General features: G+C 63.1%; 9 protein-coding genes. 3 read left to right on the plus strand and 6 right to left on the minus strand.

The window, feature by feature from the left end:
- Positions 1-22 precede the first annotated feature (22 nt).
- The 4 genes from H045_RS12835 to H045_RS12850 form a co-directional block, all read right to left on the minus strand.
- A complete protein-coding gene (locus tag H045_RS12835) occupies positions 23-994 on the minus strand; it encodes a hypothetical protein (RefSeq protein ID WP_236277725.1) in 972 nt (323 codons plus the stop codon).
- 97 nt (positions 995-1,091) lie between these two features.
- Positions 1,092-2,069, minus strand: coding sequence for a carbohydrate binding domain-containing protein (locus H045_RS12840; protein ID WP_015372578.1), 978 nt, complete (start codon positions 2,067-2,069; stop codon positions 1,092-1,094).
- A 132-nt stretch (positions 2,070-2,201) separates the two neighbouring features.
- Positions 2,202-15,092 (minus strand): non-ribosomal peptide synthetase, encoded by a 12,891-nt coding sequence (locus tag H045_RS12845; protein WP_015372579.1) that lies wholly within the window; start codon positions 15,090-15,092, stop codon positions 2,202-2,204.
- Positions 15,093-15,141: 49 nt separating this feature from the next.
- Positions 15,142-15,894, minus strand: coding sequence for a thioesterase II family protein (locus H045_RS12850; protein ID WP_015372580.1), 753 nt, complete (start codon positions 15,892-15,894; stop codon positions 15,142-15,144).
- A gap of 300 nt (positions 15,895-16,194) precedes the next feature.
- Here H045_RS12850 and H045_RS12855 point away from each other — a divergent pair, with 300 nt between their 5' ends.
- Complete coding sequence (locus H045_RS12855; protein ID WP_015372581.1) at positions 16,195-16,746, plus strand: RNA polymerase factor sigma-70; 552 nt, start codon at positions 16,195-16,197, stop codon at positions 16,744-16,746.
- Positions 16,747-16,809: 63 nt separating this feature from the next.
- On the opposite strand, the gene H045_RS12860 is transcribed toward H045_RS12855, so the two are convergent.
- A complete protein-coding gene (locus H045_RS12860; RefSeq protein WP_015372582.1) occupies positions 16,810-17,598 on the minus strand; it encodes a substrate-binding periplasmic protein in 789 nt (262 codons plus the stop codon).
- A 198-nt stretch (positions 17,599-17,796) separates the two neighbouring features.
- Between H045_RS12860 and H045_RS12865 the strand changes: the two genes are divergently transcribed.
- Positions 17,797-18,339 (plus strand): 3'-5' exonuclease, encoded by a 543-nt coding sequence (locus H045_RS12865; RefSeq protein ID WP_015372583.1) that lies wholly within the window; start codon positions 17,797-17,799, stop codon positions 18,337-18,339.
- 63 nt (positions 18,340-18,402) lie between these two features.
- Positions 18,403-18,687 carry a pyrimidine/purine nucleoside phosphorylase gene (gene ppnP / locus H045_RS12870; RefSeq protein WP_003236826.1) on the plus strand — a complete coding sequence of 95 codons (285 nt, stop codon included), beginning with the start codon at positions 18,403-18,405 and terminating at the stop codon, positions 18,685-18,687.
- A gap of 48 nt (positions 18,688-18,735) precedes the next feature.
- On the opposite strand, the gene H045_RS12875 is transcribed toward ppnP, so the two are convergent.
- Positions 18,736-19,542, minus strand: a complete 807-nt coding sequence (locus H045_RS12875) for an MOSC domain-containing protein (RefSeq protein WP_015372584.1) — start codon at positions 19,540-19,542, stop codon at positions 18,736-18,738.
- Between the last annotated feature and the right edge of the window lie 39 nt (positions 19,543-19,581).

Consider the following 19,581-nt stretch of genomic DNA (forward strand, 5'->3'; position numbering starts at 1 on the left):
ACCCTTTAGCATCAGTTCATCGTCACCCGTAATAGCGCATCGTGAAGTTATCAAAAAACGACCAATCGCGAACTTCCACTACCATTGAAGAAACCGTTTTGCCAAGGGGTGGAATATATTCAAGCCATATACCTGCAAAGTCATCTGCGGGATACACCAGGCGCTGAAGCAGATTATTATCCTCATCAAAATAAGTCACTGCGCCCAGCAGTTGCTTGGATGTCCATGCGTACTTCAAATAAACCAACGCATGTTTAAACACAAAGCGATGGATTTGCGGTGAGGGCAGTTCGTGCATACCCAGCGCCATCCCGTAGTGGTTACCCGACGCCAGTGAGAGGTCCTTATGAAACTGAACAATGCCTGCAGTCTCTTCACCGTGCTCAAAGGTAATCGTCATCGTCGGTGTATCCACAACGCCCTTGGCGGGAAACGTGCTTAGGGTCTGCGCTTCAAATCGCTCCTCGATTTCTATCAGATGCAGTTTGACCATAAGCGTCAACTCAGGAAAAACCACCACCGGCCCCTCTTCACAACACGCATCCACTGAGGTCTTGAATACGACGACCAACTGGCTATTGTCAGCCAACTTCGCCAACTCGGTGCGTGGGATAACACGCGACAGCCCTTTTTCTACTTCGTCCGCCGTGATCGGCTCATCCGCCATCAAGGTGATGGTGTAGGGAGAGCCATTTTTCAAGGTGCCCTTGCATTCCAGCCAGCCCTTCTGCCCCGCCGCCATAAAACTCCATTGTTTTACCTTGGCAGTGGCGTCACCCGTCAGTTTGCACAGGTCCAATACACCTTCTACGGCCTCGAAGACTTCAGGTGTCGACAACGTCGAGGGCACCTTGAGGTTTAGATCGGTAAATACTTCACAGACCCGGGTCACGGTACTTCTGGTGGTCACCGTTCTGGTGATTTCAGGACGGTCTAACTCCAGCGGTGCATGACCGCATTGAACTGCACTTTTCGACGTTAATTGTTGAGTCACGATAAGCCTCCGGCACCCGCCAAATAGTCACCTGCCACAAGACGAGGTCGTTAAAAGGAGTGCTCGCTTGGTGCGCGCACTCTATTTGCGACCTCCGTTAAACTTCCTCGACGAGCAGGTAATCAATAAGGTAGTCATTACCCGCTATACCGGGATCACGCTCATGGCTATGGAGAACCAGCAGCGCGAAATTGCTGCTCGCCACAAAGGTGCCAGCGAGCGTCACCCACGTATTGGGATCAGTAAGCACTTCTATACTGGTGATGGCTACGTTGTCTGCTTTCAGCGACAGCTTTGGCGTTGGATCAGAAGTGTTATACCGGCGAACACGCGCGGAAAAGGCATATGTTGTGCCGCTTTCCAAATCATCAAATTCCCGATGCAAAATCACCCCGAGATTTTTACCTGTATTGGTGAAGTTTTTAACGGAGTACTGCTCGTTACCATCGCTTGCTACGCCCAATGATTCAAAAGTGAGATCCCTTGGGTCCGGAGCTCCCGGGCCTCTTTCCCACCGTCCAAATGTCCGGTCATTGAAATCCGTCAGGTCTCGGTAATACTTGCGGAGCGTGTATTTGGACTCCGGAAACGTAATCACCGGCCCGTCTTCACAACAGGCATCCACCGTGGTTCTGAATACAACAGTCAACTCGGCCTTGTTAGGAAACTTATTCAGCTCTTTACGCAGAAGTGGACGTGAAACCCCCTCTTTTTCATCACTGTCCGTAAGCGGCTCACCCTCCATCAACTTGACAGTATGGGCAGTGCCATCTTCCAGGAGGCCTGTGACCTCAAGCCACCCAGACTGGCCTGCCTTCAGGAAGTCCCATTTTTTCACAACGACAGCGACGCTCCCTTCATCGCCACGCAACGTCAACACGTCATCAACGGCCTCGGGCACTTCCGGTCTCGATAACGCTACCGGGACACTGAAGTGAAGGTCGGTGATCACTTCACAAACTCGGGTCACGGTACTTCTGATCGTCATGACTTTGGTGATTTCAGGACTATTCAGCTGCGCTGGTTTCTGATCACATTTGATGCCACTTTTCGACGTTAACTGTTTATTAATCACTGTAAGCCTCCAGGTCCGGCTAAATAGTCGTCATCCTTAAAACAAGGTCTATTTACTGTCCGAGCGCCAGAAGCTGTCTACTGTCATAGTTGACAGGTACATCAGGCAAGCGGCCGGCAAGGCCGCCCCCCGTTAAAGCCCCTCCAACTCGGCCATCAAATCACTCAACCGATCCACCTTCTCCACGCTGATCTCGTTGCCCACCAACCCCTCGATATACTCCGCCAGCTCTGCCACCGTGCTGCACTCGAACATCGCCCGCAGCGGCACATCGCGTTGCAGGGTTTTCTGCACCCGCGAGGCGATCTGTGTGGCGAGCAACGAGTGGCCGCCCAATTCGAAGAAGTTGTCCCGCACCCCTACCCGTTCGACTTTCAGCACCTCGGCCCAGATCGCAGCCAGCGTGGTTTCCAGTTCGTTGCGCGGTGCCAGGTAACCCTGACGGTGCAATTGGCCGATTTCCAGTTCCGGCAAGGCGTTGCGGTCGAGCTTGCCGTTGGCGTTGAGTGGCAGGCGATCAAGCCATAGCCAGTGCAGCGGCACCATGTATTCCGGCAGTTCGGCGCGCAGGCGTTGCTTGATGCGGTCCAGGCGCTCGTCAGGGTCAAGCGCCGCGTCGGCGGCCACCAGGTAGCCCACCAGGTGTTTGCCATTGGCGCCCTCCTGCACGCCCACCGCCGCGTCGCGCACTTCGGGTTGTTCGTGCAGACGCGCTTGGATCTCACCCAGCTCGATGCGGTAACCGCGAATTTTCACTTGATGGTCGATGCGCCCGACGTACTCCAACACCCCGTCACTGCGCTGGCGCGCCAGATCGCCGGTGCGGTAGAGACGCTCGCCCGGCGCGCCAAAGGGGTTGGGCACAAACACCGGGGCGGTGCGCAGCGGATCGCCGACATAGCCACGGCCGACACCGGTGCCGGCGACACACAACTCACCCACCGCGCCTTGCGGCACCAGGTCCAGCGCGCCGTCCAACAGGTACAAACGGTTGTTGTCGGTCGGTGTGCCAATCGGCAGGTACGTGCCGCGAGTCGAGGCCAGGTCGACGCGGAAGAACGCCACGTCGTCCGAGCATTCCGCCGGGCCGTAGGCATTCACCAGGCCAATCTGCGGATAGCGTTGCAGCCATTGATGCGCCAGCTCCGGCGGCATCGCTTCACCCGTCGGCAGCATCCAGCGCAGCCCGTCCAGGCTGATGCGGTCGTGGGCGAGCATGCCCTGGATCAGCGACGGCACGCTCTCCAGCACGGTAATGCCTTGCGCCTGCACATGTTCGAGCAAGCCCTGGGGGTCATGGGCGATGGCATTCGGCACGATATCCACCCGCGCACCGAACAGCGGCGCCGCGAGAAATTGCCACACGGAAATATCGAAGCTCTGCGAAGCGGTCTGCGCGATGACGTCTGCCGGCGACAGCTCCAGGTACGGCACCTTGCTCAACTGGTTATTGAGCATCCCGCGCTGTTCGACCATCACGCCTTTAGGCAGGCCGGTGGAGCCCGAGGTGTAGATCACGTAGGCGAGATTGTCCGCCGCGCTGTAGATGCCAGGATTCTCGCCACGGGCCGGCACCTCTTCCCACACCAGCAACTGGCACTGGGTGCCTTCGAGTAACTCGATGGCCTGTTCGCGACACGCCTCGCTGCACACCAGCAACGGCGTGCGGCTCAACTCAATGATGCGGCTCAGCCGCTGGGCGGGCAGGCCCGGGTCGAGCGGCAGGTAACCGGCACCGGCCTTGAAGCTGCCGATGATCATGCCCAGCAGGTCGAGGTTGCGCTCGGCCAGCAATGCCACCGGCTGGTCCAGGCCCACACCCGCGCTGATCAACGCATGGCCCAGGCCGTTGCTGCGACGGTTCAGTTGCTCATAGGTCCATCGCTGGTCCAGACAACTGGCAGCAATGCGCTGCGGATGCTGCGCCACCTGCTCTTCGAACAATTCGACATAGCTGCGCGCCAGCGGGTAATCCTGTGCGCTCTGGTTACAGCCTTCCACCAGGAACGCACGCTCCTGATCGCCGATCAGCGGCAGGTCGGCCATGTCGCCATGAAAGCCCTGCATCAGCGCCAGCAGCAGACGTTTGAACTCGCCGAGCATGCCTTGCACGGTGGTTTCATCGAAGTAGCGCTGGTCGTAGGACAGGTGCAAACCGAGGTCATCGCCCGGATAGCACACCGCCGTCAGCGGGAAGTTGGTGTGGGTGCGACCGGAATCCGAGGTGGCGTTCAGGCTTTGCGCATGGTCCAGCACCGAGGTGTCCACCGGGGCGTTTTCGAACACGAACAGGCTATCGAACAGCGGCTGGCCCTTGGGCAGTTCGCTGTGTTCCTGGATCGTCACCAGCGGCAGGTATTCGTACTCGCGCAGTTGCATGTTGCTGTCGAGCAGGCCGCTCAACCACTGGCGCACGCTGCAAGGCTGATCGTCCTCGGGCAGTTTCACGCGCAGCGCGATGCTGTTGATGAACAGACCAACGGTGCGTTGCATCTCGGGCATGTCCACCGGGCGGCCGGCCACGGTGACGCCGAACAGCACGTCACGCTCGCCGCTCAAACGCCGCAATACCAGCGCCCATGCCGCCTGGGCAAAGGTATTGACGGTGAGTTGATGGGCCTGGGCCAGTTCGCGCAGTTGCGCGCCGTCGCAGGCATCCAGCCGGGTGTAGCAGTCGCCCACCAGCATGCCGCCGCTGTGGCCTGCATGTTCGCGCAGGAATGGCCGGTCGCTGGGGATCGGCGTGGTACGTTCAAACCCCTGCAGATTGCGCTGCCACCACTGGCGCGCTTCGTTAAGGTCCTGGCGTTGCAGCCAGGCGATGTAGTCGCGATAACGTGGCGGCGTGGCCAGTTGCGCTGCGCGGCCTTCGCCCAGGGCGAGATAGATCTCGAAGAAGTCGTTCATCAGCAGCGAACGGCACCAGGCATCGATGAGGATGTGGTGGTTGCTCATCATGAACCAGTAGCGCGCTTGGCCCACGCGAATCAGGCGCAGGTGGAACGGCGCCTGGTTGAGCAGATCGAACCCGGTTTCGCGCTCCTGCTTGAGCAACGCTTGCAGGCGCGGCTCTTGCTCGTCCTCGGGATCGCGGCTCCAGTCCAGGTACTCGATCGGCGCGCTGCCGGGTTTGTGGATCACTTGCAGCATGTCTTCGCCGACGTTCCAGCAGAACGACGCACGCAGGGCTTCGTGGCGCGCGATCACCGCTTGCCAGGCCTGGGCGAAACGCTCGGGGTCGAGCACGCTGTTGATGCGGTAGCGGTCCTGCATGTAATACAGGCCGGTGCCCGGTTCGAGCAGGGTGTGCAGCAGCAGGCCTTCCTGCATCGGCGTCAGCGGGTAGACGTCTTCGATCCGGCTGGCGGCCACCGGCAGGCTGTCGAGCTGCGCCTGGTTCAGGTGCGCCAGGGGGAAGTCGGACGGCGTGAGGCCAACAGCCTCGTCTTCCAGGCAATGTTCGATCAGGCCCTGCAGCTCGGCCAGATACCCCTCGGCCAACGCGCGAATGGTCTGCGGTGTATGGCGCTCGCGGCTGAAGGTCCAGCGCAGCACCAACTCGCCGCCGTATACCTGGCTGTCGACACTCAGCTCATTGGGCAGCGGCGCGTCCGGATCATGCGCCAGCCCGGCCGGCTCATCCAGCGGATGGAACAGCGCGTCACTGCCAAAGCTCTGGTCGAACTGGCCGAGGTAGTTGAAGGTAATGGGCGCATCCGGCAGCGCCATCAGGGTCTGTTTGCACAGGTCGTCGGCCAGATAACGCAGTACGCCGTAGCCCAGGCCTTTGTGCGGCACACCGCGCAGTTGCTCCTTGATCGCCTTGATCGAATCGCCCTGGGCAGCCGCTGGCGTCAGGCGCACGGGATAGGCACTGGTGAACCAGCCGACGCTGCGGGTCAGGTCGATGTCATCGAACAGTGCTTCGCGGCCATGGCCCTCCAGTTGGATCACTGCCGAGTCGTGGCCGCTCCAGCGGCACACCACCCGTGCCAGGGCGGTCAGCAGCAGGTCGTTGACCTGGGTGCGGTAAGCGCTCGGCGCCTGCTGCAACAGGTGGCGGGTGCGCTCGGCATCCAAGCGCACGCTGACCGTCTCGGCATCGCGGTTACGCAACGCGCCCTGAGGCCGCGCCACCGGCAACAGCACGCGGGGCCCGGCCAACTGGCGTTGCCACAGGCTCAACTCTTCACGCAGGGATTCGCTATGGGCATACGCCTGCAAGCGTGCCGCCCATTCGCGCAGCGCACTGGTCTTGGCCGGCAGGCTGACGGAGCGGCCGTCGCTCAGTTGGCGATAAACGTTCTGCAGGTCTTCGAGCAACACGCGCCACGACACGCCATCGACCACCAGGTGATGGATCGCGATCAGCAATCGCTGCTGCCCCTCGGGGCCATCAATCAGCAACGCGCGCAGCAACGGGCCGTGTTGCAGGTCGAGGCTGCGCTGGGTCTCGGTGAACAGCGCGGCGCACTGCGCCATGTCCTTCACCTGCGCCTGCATCAACGCACCCCCGAGTGGCACGCCCAAGTGTTCGGCGTGCCACTGGGCATCGCGCCGGGTGAAGCTCAGACGCAGCGCATCGTGATGCTCCAGTACCGCCAGCAACGCCTGCTCCAGGCGATGAGGGTCAAGCAGTTGCAGCGGCTTGAGCAGCAACGACTGGTTCCAGTGCTCGCGCGCCGGGATGTCGCTGTCGAAGAACCAGTGCTGGATCGGCGTGAGCGCCGAGGCACCCGTGAGCACGCCTTGCTCGGCCATGACCTGCTCGGCGCGCGTGGCGACGGCGGCCAGGGTCTGCACGGTCTGGTGCTGAAACAGGTCGCGCGGGCTGAAATGAATCCCGGCCTGACGCGCGCGACTGACCACCTGGATCGACAGGATCGAATCGCCGCCCAGCTCAAAGAAGTTGTCGTCGAGGCCAACCTGCTGCACGTTCAACACCGCGCACCAGATGGCGGCCAGGGTGCTTTGCAGTGCGGTGCGTGGCGCCACGTACTGTTGACGATTCGCCTCGGGGTCGGGCTGCGGCAAGGCGCGGCGGTCAAGTTTGCCGTTGGCGGTGAGCGGCATGCTGTCGAGCACGATCAGGTGCGCAGGCACCATGTAGTCCGGTAGCTGCGCCTTGAGGTGCGCTTTCAGCGCGTCGCGCAACGCGCCGTGCTCCGCATCGCTGACCAGGTACGCCACCAGCTGTTTACCGCTCAGCGCCTCCAGCGCCAGCACCACCGCTTCGCGCACGGCCGGGTGTTCGAGCAGACGGGTTTCGATCTCGCCCAGCTCGATGCGAAAGCCACGAATCTTGACCTGATGGTCGATGCGGCCCAGGTACTCGACCAGCCCGTCGGCACGCTGGCGCACCAGGTCGCCGGTGCGGTACAGACGACCGCCCTCGCGGGCAAACGGGTCCGCGACAAAACGCTCCGCCGTCATGCCCGGCCGTTGGTGATACCCCAGGGCCAGACCGGCGCCGCCAACGTAGAGCTCGCCGGTTGCGCCCTGCGGCACCAGCGCCAGGTCGGCGTCGAGAATATAGGCGACGCGCGCGCCGATGAGGCTGCCGATCGGTACGCTGGCGGCACCCTCGTCCAGCTGCTCCGGGGCCAGGCTGGCGAGCGGCATCACCACGGTTTCGGTCGGGCCATAGGCATTGAAAAACACTTGCGGCTGGAACGCTGCGCGAATGCGCTGCAGATGTTCACCGGTCAGCGCTTCGCCACCGGTGATGCACATGCGCACCGGTAACGTCTGCTGCTGGGTGGCCAGCCACTGCGCCAACTGGCTGCCATAGCTTGGGGTGAAACCGAGAATATTGATGCGATGGGTACGGATCAGCGCGCAGATTTGCTCGGCATCCCACTGCCCCTGGGCACGCAATACCACCTGCGCACCGCTGAGCAGCGGCACCAGCAAACGCTCGGTGGCGGCGTCGAAATTGATCGAATAAAAATGCAGCTCGCAGTCGTCCGGGCGCATGCCGAAACGCTCGATCACCGCCTGGCAATGCATGGCGATTTCACCATGGGACACCACCACGCCCTTGGGTTTACCGGTGGAGCCCGAGGTGTAGATCAGGTACGCCTGATGTTGCGCCAGGCTGACAAATGGCACCTCGCTGACGGGGTAGTTCGCCAGCTTCGGCAGGTCATTTTCCAGGCACCAGCAGGCCACGGTCGCCGGCAACGGGCCGAGGGCCTCGAACATCGCCGCATCGCTGAGCAACAGGCCGATGCCGCTGTCTTCGATCATGTAGTGCAGGCGGTCCAGCGGGTACTCCGGGTCCAGCGGTACGTAGGCGCCGCCTGCCTTGAGGATCGCCAGCAAGCCGACGACCATTTCCAGTGAGCGCGGCAACGCCAGGCCCACCCGCACCTGCGGGCCCACACCGCGTTCACGCAGCACCCAGGCCAGGCGATTGGCGCGTGCATCGAGTTCGGCGTAGGTCAGGGTTTCACCGGCGAAGGTCAGCGCGGGGGCGTCACCGCGCTTGAGCGCCTGCTGGCTGAACAGCGAATGGATGCACTGGTCGAGGCGATACTCACCGGCTTCAACCCCGAGGCTGTCCTGCAAGGCACGCTGCTCTGCCGCCACAAGCAGCGGCAACTCGCTGAGGCGCTGCTGCGGATCGGCGATCAACGCCTCCAGCAGGTTGCGCCAATGCTCGGCCATGCGTGCAATGCGTGGTTCATCGAACAGGTCGGTGCTGTAGGTCAGGCAGCAACCCAGGCGATGGTCGAGGTCGGTGACTTCCAGGTTGAGGTCGAACTTGGTGGCGCGCGCATCGTTGGCCAGGTACTCGACGCTCATGCCGGCCAGTTGGCGGCTTTGCTGGAACTCCCAGCGCTGCACGTTGCACATCACTTGGAAAAGTGGGTTGTACGCCGCACTGCGCGGCGGTTGCAAGGCTTCAACCAGGTGGTCGAACGGCAGATCCTGGTGCGACTGCCCCTCGATCACCGTGTGGCGCACCTGCTCGAACAGCTCGCCGACGCTCATCTGCCCGTTGAGCCGGCAGCGCAGCACCTGGGTATTGAGGAACGCGCCGATCAGCCCTTCGCTTTCCGGGCGAATGCGGTTGGCCACCGGCGCGCCGATGCGCAGGTCGGTCTGGCCGCTGTAGCGGTAGAGCAACACCGCCAGTGTCGCGGTCATGGTCATGAACAGCGTGAGGCCACGTTCGGCGTTGAACGCGCGTACGCGCGCCGCCAGATCAACGCTCAGATCAAAGCGATACAGTTCGCCTCGGTGGCTTTGCACGGATGGCCGTGGACGGTCACCGGGCAGTTCCAGCAACGGGTGCTCATGCCCAAGTTGCGCGGTCCAGTAATCGAGCTGGCGCTGGCGCTCGCCGGCTTCCATCCACTGGCGTTGCCACACGCTGTAATCCAAGTATTGCACAGGCAGCGGCGCCAGCGGCGAGTCGCGCTCGTCGATAAAGGCTTCGTACAGGGCGCTCAGTTCACGGGCAAAGATGTCCATGGCCCAGCCTTCGGTGACGATGTGGTGCAGGGTCAGCACCAGGTAATGGTCCTGCTCGGCGGCCTTGACCAGGCACGCGCGCAGTAACGGTCCGGTTTCCAGGTTGAAGGGGGTGTGGGCTTCGTGGTCGGCCAGTTGCTGGATGCGTTGCGGGCGCTCGGCCTCGTTCAGCGCCGAGAAGTCCTGCCAGTCCATGCGCAGGCCGGTTTGCGCCGCGACCCGCTGATACGCCACGCCATCGACGCTCGGGAACGTGGTGCGCAGGGTTTCGTGGCGCATGATCAAGGCCTGCAACGCCGCCTCGAACCGGCCCACGTCCAGCACGCCGCGCAAGCGCGCCATGCCACCGACGTTATAGGCCGGGCTGTCGGGTTCCATTTGCCAGAGGAACCACATGCGTTGCTGGGAGTAGGACAGCGGCACCTTCTGGTTGCGGTCGACCCGGGCGATGGCGGTTTGCTGATTGCGCTGGCCGGCGTTCTGGATCAGCGCGACTTGGGCTGCAAACGCGCCCAGTTCGCTGGCGTCGAACAAGGTACGCAACGACAGCTCGACGTCGCAGGCCTGACGGGTGCGCGAGATGATTTGCGTGGCCAGCAACGAGTGGCCACCGAGGGCGAAAAAGTCGTCGTGCAGGCCGATACGCGGCAAGCCGAGCACTTCGCGCCAGATCGCGGCGATCTGCTGCTGCAGCGGTGATTGCGGCTCGACGTGTTCGCGGATGTGCCACACCGGTTCCGGCAACGCGCGGCGGTCGAGTTTGCCGCTGGGGCTCAGCGGCATTGCGTCCAGGCGCATCAGCACGGCGGGCACCATGTATTCCGGCAGCTCGGCGGCCAGGGCGGCTTTCAGCGCCTGGGGGGCCAGCTCGGCATGGCCGGTGTAGTAGCCGATCAACTGCGCATCGCGCACCAGCACCACGGCCTGGGCGACGCCGTCCTGGGCGAGCAGGCGCGCTTCGATTTCTTCCGGCTCCACGCGGAACCCGCGCAGCTTCACTTGCTGATCCAGGCGGCCAAGGTATTCGAGCACGCCGTCAATGCTCCAGCGCGCACGGTCACCGGTGCGGTACAGGCGCGTGCCGGGCTCGCCCAGCGGGTCGGCGACAAAACGTTCGGCGGTCAGCCCGGCCCGGCCCAGGTAACCCCGGGCCAGGCCGATGCCGCCGATGCACAGCTCGCCCGGCACACCGGCCGGCAGCGGGTTGAGTTGCGCATCCAGCACGCGGCAGATCACATTGCCCAACGGCCGGCCAATCGGCGAGCGCTCGCCATCGACCACCGCGCACTGCCAGTGGGTGACGTTGATCGCGGTTTCCGTCGGGCCATAGCGGTTGTGCAACTGCACCGCCGGCAACTGCGCCAGCACACGGTTGCGCAACTCGGCGGGCAAGGCTTCGCCGCCCGAGAACAGGCGACGCAAGCTGGTGCACTCGGCCGCCAGCGGTTCGTCGATAAACAACTGCAACAATGGCGGCACGAAGTGCAGCGTGGTCACGCCATGCGCCTGCACCAACTGCGCAATGCGATGAGGATCGCGATGCTCACCGGGCCCGGCCAGCACCAGACGGCAACCGGTGATCAATGGCCAGAAGCATTCCCACACCGACACGTCGAAACTGATCGGCGCCTTTTGCATCAGCACGTCGTTGGCGTCGAGCTGATAGGTGGCCTGCATCCATTGCAAGCGTTCGGCCAGGGCCGCATGGGTGTTGCCCACGCCCTTGGGCTGGCCGGTGGAGCCGGAGGTGTAGATCACGTAGGCGAGATTATCGCCGTGCAGGTGCAGGCCGGGCGGCTGGGTTGGCCAGCTGTCCAGGTGCAGGCTGTCCATGGCGATGACGCACACCCCTTCAGCGCTGGGCAGTTGCGCCAGCAGTGAGGTCTGGGTGAGCAGCAGGTGCACGCCGCTGTCCTTGAGCATGTAGGCCAGGCGCTCGGCCGGGTAATCCGGGTCGAGCGGCACATAGGCGCCGCCGGCCTTGATGATCGCCAGCAGGCCGACCAGCAGCTGCGGCGAGCGCTCGGCGGCGATGGCCACGCACACGTCCGGGCCGACGCCTTTGTCGCGCAGGTAATGGGCCAGACGGTTGGCCTGGGTATGCAGTTGGGCGAAGCTCAGGCTGCCGTGCTCCCACACCAGCGCCGTGGCCTGCGAGGTGTGCTGATTGAGCAACTCGGGCAGCCACTGGGTGGCGGGCGCACAAGGCGTGGTGTTCCATTGGCGCTGCTCGTCCTGAGGCATGAGCGGCAAGTCGCCAATCGCCTGTTGCGGCTGCGCGCAGGCGGCGTGCAGCAGCGCAATGTAGTGTTCGGCGAGACGCTGGATGGTTGCGCCATCGAACAGCTCATCAGCGTAGTCGAACGCCAGGCTCAGGCGTCCATGGCGGTCTTCTTCGCTGTGCAGTTGCAGGTCGAACTTGGCTTCGCGACTGTGCCAGGGCAGCTCATCGGCGAGCAGGCCGGGCAGGCGGCGCAATGCACTCAGGTCGCGCTGCTGGTGGTTGAACATGACCTGGAACAGGCCCTGTTCGCGGGCCTGGGGGAAGGCTTCCAGCAGTTGCTCGAAGGGCAGGTCCTGATGGGCCTGGGCGCCGAGTGCGGCCTGGCGCGTTGCCGCCAGCAGTTGATTGAATGGCAGGCGCCCGTCCAGCTCGGCACGCAACACCAGGGTGTTGATGAAGAAGCCGACCAGCCCCTGGGTTTCCTGGCGCGGGCGGTTGGCGTTAGGCACGCCGATGCGGATATCGCGCTGGCCAGTGTAGCGATGGAGCAGGGTCTGGAACGCGGCGAGCAACAGCATGAACGGCGTCGACTCATGGGCCTGGGCCGCTTTGCGCACCGCTTCGCAGAGGTCGGCGCTCAGGCGCACGCTGTGGCGGGCGGCGGTGTGGCGGTGACGGGCCGAGCGCGGGTGGTCGGTGGCCAGGCTCAAGGCCGGATGCTCATCGCCAAGGCGGGCCTTCCAGTACGCCAGTTGCCGCGGGCCTTCGCCTTCGGCCAACCATTGGCGCTGCCAGCTGCCGTAATCGGCGTACTGCAGCGCCAGCGGCGCCAGCTCCAGGGGCTGGCCCTGGGAGGCCGCGGCGTACAGGCGCGAGAATTCATCGATAAGGATATTCAGCGACCAACCGTCGGCGATGATGTGATGCAGGGTCACCAGCAACTGGTGCTCTTCATCGTCCAGACGCACCAGGGTCACTTGCAACAGTGGGCCTTTTTCGAGATCGAACCGGGTCTGCGCTTCGTCCTCGCGGATCTGCTGCGCGCAGGCGTCACGCTCATGGGCAGGCTGGTCGCTGAGGTCGATGACGCGCAGCTCGAACGCCCCGCTCGCCTCGATGCGCTGGAAGGCCTGGCCGTCGCGCTCATAGAAGCGCGTGCGCAGCGCTTCGTGGCGCTGGACCAGGTACTGGAAGCTTGCGCGCACGGCGTCTTCATCCAGCTCGCCGCGCAGGCGCAGCGCGCCGGGAATGGTGTAGGCACTGCTGTCGGGCTGCAGCTGCCAGGTGATCCACAGGCGGTTATGTGCCAGGGATTGCGGCAGTTCGGCCTGGCGCGACAGGGCCTGAATCGCGCCCTGGGCGACACCGCCGTCCTGCTGCAAACGGGCAACGCTGGCGGCAAAATCCTGCAGGGTCGGTGCTTCGAACAGCAGGCGCAGGTTCAGCTCCAACCCCAGGCTTTCGCGCAGCCGTGCGACCACCTGGGTGGCGGTGATGGAGTTGCCGCCGAGCAGGAAGAAGTGATCGTCGGCAGCGACTTGGTTGACGTGCAAGTGCTCGCACCAGATCGCCGCGATCTGGTTTTGCAGCTCGGATTCCAGCACCGCATCCTGGGTCTGCACGGGCAAACCGGGGAACTGCGCGTAGCTGTCGAGGCTGCCATCGGCGTGACGAAGCGCGCAGGCTGAGCGCTGCACCTTGCCACTGGAGGTTTTGGGCAGCGCGCCAGGATTGAGCAGCACCACCACGCTCGGGGCCTGTTGATACGCCTCGGCCACCGCCTGACGGATAGCCTTGATCAGCGCTTCGGGCGGCAGGATTTTCTGCACGCTGCGGCTGATTTCGGCGGCGATGCCGATGCCTTCCAGGCCCTCATCGTTTACCGCAAACGCGGCGACCCGCCCCTTGCGCACCACTTCCACGTCGCGCTCGATGGTCTGTTCGATGTCCTGGGGATACAGGTTGTGGCCGCGCACGATCAGCAGGTCCTTCAAGCGACCGGTGATGTACACCTCACCGTCGCGCATGAAGGCCAGGTCCCCGGTGCGCAACCAGGTGCGGCCGGCATGCTGCATGAACGTTTTGGCGGTGGCTTCAGGGTTGCGCCAGTAGCCGTGGGCGATGCTTGGGCCGCTGGCCCAGAGTTCGCCGACGTGGTTGTCCGCCAGTTCGCTCAGGGTATGCGGGTCGACGATCAGTACGGCATGGTCGGGCTGACCGGTGCCGCAGCTCATGATCGCACTGCCCTGCCCCGGCTCGGCACGGTTGGCGGCCAGCGCCTGGTCATCCACCCGCAGCGCCGGGATGCCCTGACCACGGCGCCCACCGGCGACAAACAGGGTCGCTTCGGCCAAGCCATAAGAGGCGATAAAGTTGTTGTCGCTGAACCCGCAGACGGCGAACTTCTCGGCGAAGCGTTCCAGGGTATCGAGGCGGATCGGTTCGGAACCGGAATAGGCCACGCGCCACTGGCTCAGGTCGAGGCGTTCCAGTGCGGACTCGCTGACCCGTTCGCTGCACAGGCGGTAGGCGAAATCCGGACCGCCGCTGATGGTGCCGCCGTATTCGCTGATCGCTTCCAGCCAGCGCAACGGCCGGCCAAGGAAGTAGGCTGGCGACATCAGCACGCAAGGCACGCCGCTGAAGATCGGTTGCAGCAGGCCGCCGATCAGGCCCATGTCGTGGTACAGCGGCAGCCAGCTGACGATCACGTCATGCGGGTTCAGATCAATGCCAAAGCCACGGCGGATCAGCACTTCGTTAGCCACCAGATTGCCGTGGCTGACCTGCACGCCTTTGGGCAGCGCAGTGGAGCCGGAGGTGTATTGCAGGAACGCGATGTCGTCGGGCTGCAGTTGGGGCGCGATCCACTCGCCGACACCCTGCACGGTATCGACGCTCAGTATCGGCGGCGCGTTCTCAATCTGTGCCAGGCCCTCGGCGAGGCTGGCGATGGTCAGCAGCAGGCGCGGTTCGGCATCTGTGATGATCGACAGCAGGCGCTCCTGATGATGGCGTTTGGTGGACTCCGGCGGGTAAGCCGGCACCGCAATGACCCCGGCGTACAGGCAGCCGAAGAACGCCGCCACATAGTCCGGCCCGCTGGGGAACAGCAACACCGCACGGTCACCCTGTGCGGCGCTGGCTTGCAGGGCTGCGGCAATGGTGCGCGCGCGCAGGTCGAGGTCGCGGTAACTGAGCACCACGTTGTGCTCGGCCGACTCGGCAAGGAAGCGCAGGGCGACCTGGTCCGGGGTCTGCGCGGCACGGCGTTGAAGGGACTGGACCAGGGTGCGGGGAAGTTCGAAGGCGTCCATCATGGGGTTCCTGCCTGAAATCGGCTTACGGGAAATCGAGAAATAGGGGCTGTCAGCCGGCGGCCAGTTGCCGCGCCGCGCCATTGCGAAAGCGGGCCAGGTGTTCCTCGGCGTAGCGGCGCAGGCAGCGCAATACGGCGCTTTCGTGCTGCATGAGGAAGAAGTGGTGGCCGTCGAACATGTCCAGAGAAAACCCGCTGGCTGCGTCGAGTTGCCAGTCGAGCAACTGGTCGGCGCGCACGCTGTCCTGCTTGCCGCCGAACACATGGATCGGCAGGCCCAGCGGCTCACGCTGGCCGTAGGTGAAACTGCCGCACAGCAGGAAGTCGGCGCGCAGAATCGGCAGCATCAATTGCATCAATTCGGGGTTGGCCAGCGCTTCTTCGGCGGTGCCCTGCAGTTCGCGCAGGCGGGCGATTAGCTGTTCATCGGTCTTTTCGACGGCGTATTCGCTGACGTCCCTGGTTGCGGGTCCAGCCGTGCCGGAGGCAAACAGCGCCAGCGGCGCGGGCACGTTAAGGGCGCGCAGGGCGTGGACCAGCTCGAAGGCCAGTAGCCCACCGAGGCTGTGGCCGAACAAGGCGTAGGGGCCGTTCAAATCGCGGCTGATTTCCTCTGCAAGCTGCGCGGCCAGGGCCTTGATATCGCGCTGCAAGGGCTCGTCCATGCGCATGCCGCGCCCAGGCAGTTCCAGCGGGCACACTTGCAGCCAGTCCGGTAAGGATCGACGCCAGCGCGCATACACCATGGCGCTGGCGCCTGAGTAAGGCAGGCAAAACAGCCGCAACCGGGTTGGCGTACTCATCGAGCCGGAACTCCAGGCAAAGACATGCTGCGTGCGCGATAAAAACCCATTGCGTCCTCCTGCGGGTGCTGGTCCATGGCCGTTTTTCCAACGAGCCTGTCACCCAGAAGAACGGACGGCATCGGCAAATAATTAGTCGTCGAGGGCGAGCAAGAGCGCTCACTGCAAGGAGGCGCACCCAGGATTAGTTCGTCTTCTCATTTGACAATCATTATCATTTAGCATAATTTGTTGCCCGATGTGTAGGAGGCCTCAGCAAGGAAGCCCTCCCCTAACCTATTCAGCAGTCAGGTGATTTCCATGACGGAACAAGTATTCACAGGCAGGTGCGACTCACCCCTTCTGCAGGCCTTTGTCGATAATCGGTTGATTCTGGTGAAGATCGCGGCACGCATCACCGGGTGCCGCTCCCGAGCCGAAGACGTGGTGCAGGACGCTTACTTCCGGCTGCAATCGGCGCCGACGATCACTTCATCGTTCAAGGCCCAGTTGAGTTACCTGTTCCAGATCGTGCGCAACCTGGCCATCGATCACTATCGCAAGCAGGCGTTGGAGCTCAAATATTCGGGAACCGAAGAGGAAGGCCTGAATGTGGTGATTCACGGCGCGTCACCGGAAACCTCGCATATCAATTTCAGCACCCTGGAAAACATCGCTGACGCCCTGACGGAACTGCCCCAACGCACCCGCTACGCGTTCGAGATGTACCGCCTGCACGGCGTGCCGCAAAAGGACATCGCCAAGGAACTGGGGGTTTCGCCGACGCTGGTGAACTTCATGATCCGCGATGCGCTGGTGCATTGCCGCAAGGTCTCGGGCAGCCATAGCGATACGTTTGCGCGCAGGGTCTGACACACGGCACACATTCATGTGGGTGGGAGCGTGCTCCCTCCCACATTTTGATTATCTTTGGCTTCAGTGCACCGGCATCACATCGATGCGATACGGCTGGAAAATCTTCAACAGCTGGCCGTCTTCGCGCAGGCGCTTGAGCAACCCGGCGAACGCCTCGCCGCTGATCGGCGCGTTCGGCCGTAACAGGGCGTAGTGGTGATACACCTGGTCAACGCGGTCGGAGACCAGGTATTGCTCGGCCATGTCGGCATTGCGCACCAGAAAATCACTCAGGTACGAGCGCGTCACCAGCGCGATATCCGCCCTGCCGCGCGCGACCATCAGCAGATTGCTGTCGTGGGAGTAGGTCAACGTCGCGTTGAACTGCTCGACCATGAACCTGGGGTCGGGGTTGAAGTTGGCAAAGGCGTAGTGGTAACCGCTGAACACCGCCAGGCGCTTGCCCTTGAGGTCGGCGAAATAGCCCTGGTCGCGCCCGGGCTGTCGCTGAGCGACGAACACCTCGGCGTCTTCCAGGCCCATGTCGACGCTGGTGTGGGGGATGTCCTGCCAACCCCAGGCGGGATTCTCGAAAATGGCCATGTCGATCCGGCCTTGCTCAAGGTCGCGAAAGCGCCGGGGGATCGAGGTGGGCACCAGCACAAAGCGGTAGTCGGTCTGCGTGGCATTCAGGGCTTCGATCAGTTGCGGCAGCAGGCCGGTGTCGGCACCCTGCTCGGGGCGTACGGTGTAAGGCGGAAAATGCGCGGCGCCGATCCTGACCACTTGCGCGGGATTGGTCTGCGCCCACCCTGCGGTGCCCAGTGCCCATAAAGTCAGTCCTGCAGCCAGCCGCCATGGCGAAAACATCAAGGCACACACCGTTCGATTCTCTGATGGCGATAAGCTAGGCGTTTTTGTCTGCGGAGACAACTTTGTACTGGCAAATTAATAGTTTGCCTCTCGATCGGCGTTCAGCCCGGGCGCTGATCAAAAAGCGGCGCGGAACTACAGGCGCGGGCTACGCTCTATCCCCATCAGGACGGAAAAAGTACGGGAACCTGCACCATGCCTCATTGGCTGATTATTGACCTTGAAGCCACAACGGATGAAGGCGGCTGGCCCGTTACGGAGATGGAAATCATCGAGATCGGCGCGAGCCTGGTGAACCGCCAGGGCCGCGAGCTGGATCATTTCCAGCGTTTTGTACGGCCGTTGCGCCGGCCACTGCTGACGCCCTTTTGCCGTCAACTCACCCATATCACCCAGGCGAATATCGACGCCGCCGCGCCGATCACCGAGGTGTGGCCGCTGTTCGAACGCTGGCTGGGTCAGCATCAATCACGCCTGGAAGGCTGGGCCAGTTGGGGCGACTATGATCGCGCGCAGCTGGAGCTTGAATGGCAGCGTCACGGCCTGACCAGCGCGCTCGCAAACACACTGCATGTGAACCTCAAGCAGCGCTTCGCCAAGGCCCGGCGCCTGGACAAACCACTTGGGCTCAACGGCGCCCTGCAATTGGCCGGCATGCAGTTCCACGGCCAACAGCATCGGGCGCTGGAGGATGCACGCAACACTGCGCGCCTGCTGCCACTGATTTTGCCGGTCTAGGCAGTTACAGCGGCCTTGGGCATACTGGCCGACCTTTCCAGACCCTTTTGCGAGGATTCGCCCATGTTCAAAGTCAACGAGTACTTCGACGGCACCGTCAAGTCGATCGCCTTCGGCACCGCAGAAGGTCCGGCGACCATCGGCGTCATGGCCCCGGGTGAATATGAATTCGGCACCGCCCAGCGCGAAATCATGCACGTGGTGTCCGGCGCCCTGAGCGTCAAGCTGCCCGACGCCAGCGACTGGGAAACCTTCGCCGCCGGCAGCCGCTTCAATGTGCCGGCCAACAGCAAGTTCCAGCTCAAGGTCGCCGTCGACACCGCCTACCTCTGCGAATACCGCGGCTAAGCGTTGCGGCGCGAAAAAAATGCCCGTCTCCTGCGAGACGGGCATTTTTTATTCAAGCACTGTCACCGGCATCCCGACCGCCAACTCACCGATGCCGTCGTTGACCAGGTTCTGGCCGAACATCGCACCGTTCTCGGTCTTGCGATAGGTTTCGAGCGTCGCGAAAGGCTCGCGGTCGGCGCTGCGCTCGCCGGTCTGCGGGTCGATGGTGGTAAGGATGCAGCGTGAGCAGGGCTTGACCACGCGAAATTCGATATCGCCGATGCGCAGGCGTTTCCAGCCATCCTCAGCGAAAGCTTCGGCACCTTCAATCACAAGGTTGGGACGAAAACGCAGCATCGGCATGGGGCGCCCGATGCGCGCGGATAAATCGTCGAGCGACGCCTGGCCAATCAACAGCAGCGGGTAGCCGTCGGCAAAGCCCACTTGATCGCTGTCCTTGCCAAAGCCTGCGTCGGTGGCGCGCGCACGCTCCAGCGGCATGTGCACCAGGCGCGTCGGCTTGCCGATGAAGTCGCTGACCCAGCGCGCGGCGGCTTCCCCCGCATCCGGCACACGCAGGGTGTCGCGCCAGATTGTGATGCCGCGCAGTTCGGCCGCGCTGTCGGGCAAGGCCACGTCGAGCGTGGCGTAACCCGGCGAGCTCAGCGTGAGGCCGCCAGCAGGGTTGTACAGCGCCGACAGCTGGCTCATTTTCGCCACTGCCCGCTGTGTGAGAAATCGCCCGCTGGCTTCGTCCACCAGCATCCAGCGTCGATCCCCTTGCAGCCCGAGTTTATCCAGGCCGATGTGCTGCAAAGTGTCGGCCTTGCCGGACTTCAAGGGGTAACGGTACAACGCGCTGAGACGAAGCATGGGCCTGCTTTCCTGAGGGGCAAAGCCGTCACCCTAAGG

Origin of the sequence: Pseudomonas poae RE*1-1-14, from assembly GCF_000336465.1 — a bacterium.
In the GTDB taxonomy this organism is placed as follows: Bacteria; Pseudomonadota; Gammaproteobacteria; order Pseudomonadales; family Pseudomonadaceae; genus Aquipseudomonas; species Aquipseudomonas poae.

What these genes read in the sequence shown, in the direction of transcription:
- H045_RS12850 (WP_015372580.1), bottom strand. Translation starts at nt 15,894, where the DNA reads ATGAGTACGCCAACCCGGTTGCGGCTGTTTTGCCTGCCTTACTCAGGC.
- H045_RS12845 (WP_015372579.1), bottom strand. Translation starts at nt 15,092, where the DNA reads ATGATGGACGCCTTCGAACTTCCCCGCACCCTGGTCCAGTCCCTTCAA.
- H045_RS12855 (WP_015372581.1), top strand. Translation starts at nt 16,195, where the DNA reads ATGACGGAACAAGTATTCACAGGCAGGTGCGACTCACCCCTTCTGCAG.
- H045_RS12860 (WP_015372582.1), bottom strand. Translation starts at nt 17,598, where the DNA reads ATGTTTTCGCCATGGCGGCTGGCTGCAGGACTGACTTTATGGGCACTG.
- ppnP (WP_003236826.1), top strand. Translation starts at nt 18,403, where the DNA reads ATGTTCAAAGTCAACGAGTACTTCGACGGCACCGTCAAGTCGATCGCC.
- H045_RS12865 (WP_015372583.1), top strand. Translation starts at nt 17,797, where the DNA reads ATGCCTCATTGGCTGATTATTGACCTTGAAGCCACAACGGATGAAGGC.
- H045_RS12875 (WP_015372584.1), bottom strand. Translation starts at nt 19,542, where the DNA reads ATGCTTCGTCTCAGCGCGTTGTACCGTTACCCCTTGAAGTCCGGCAAG.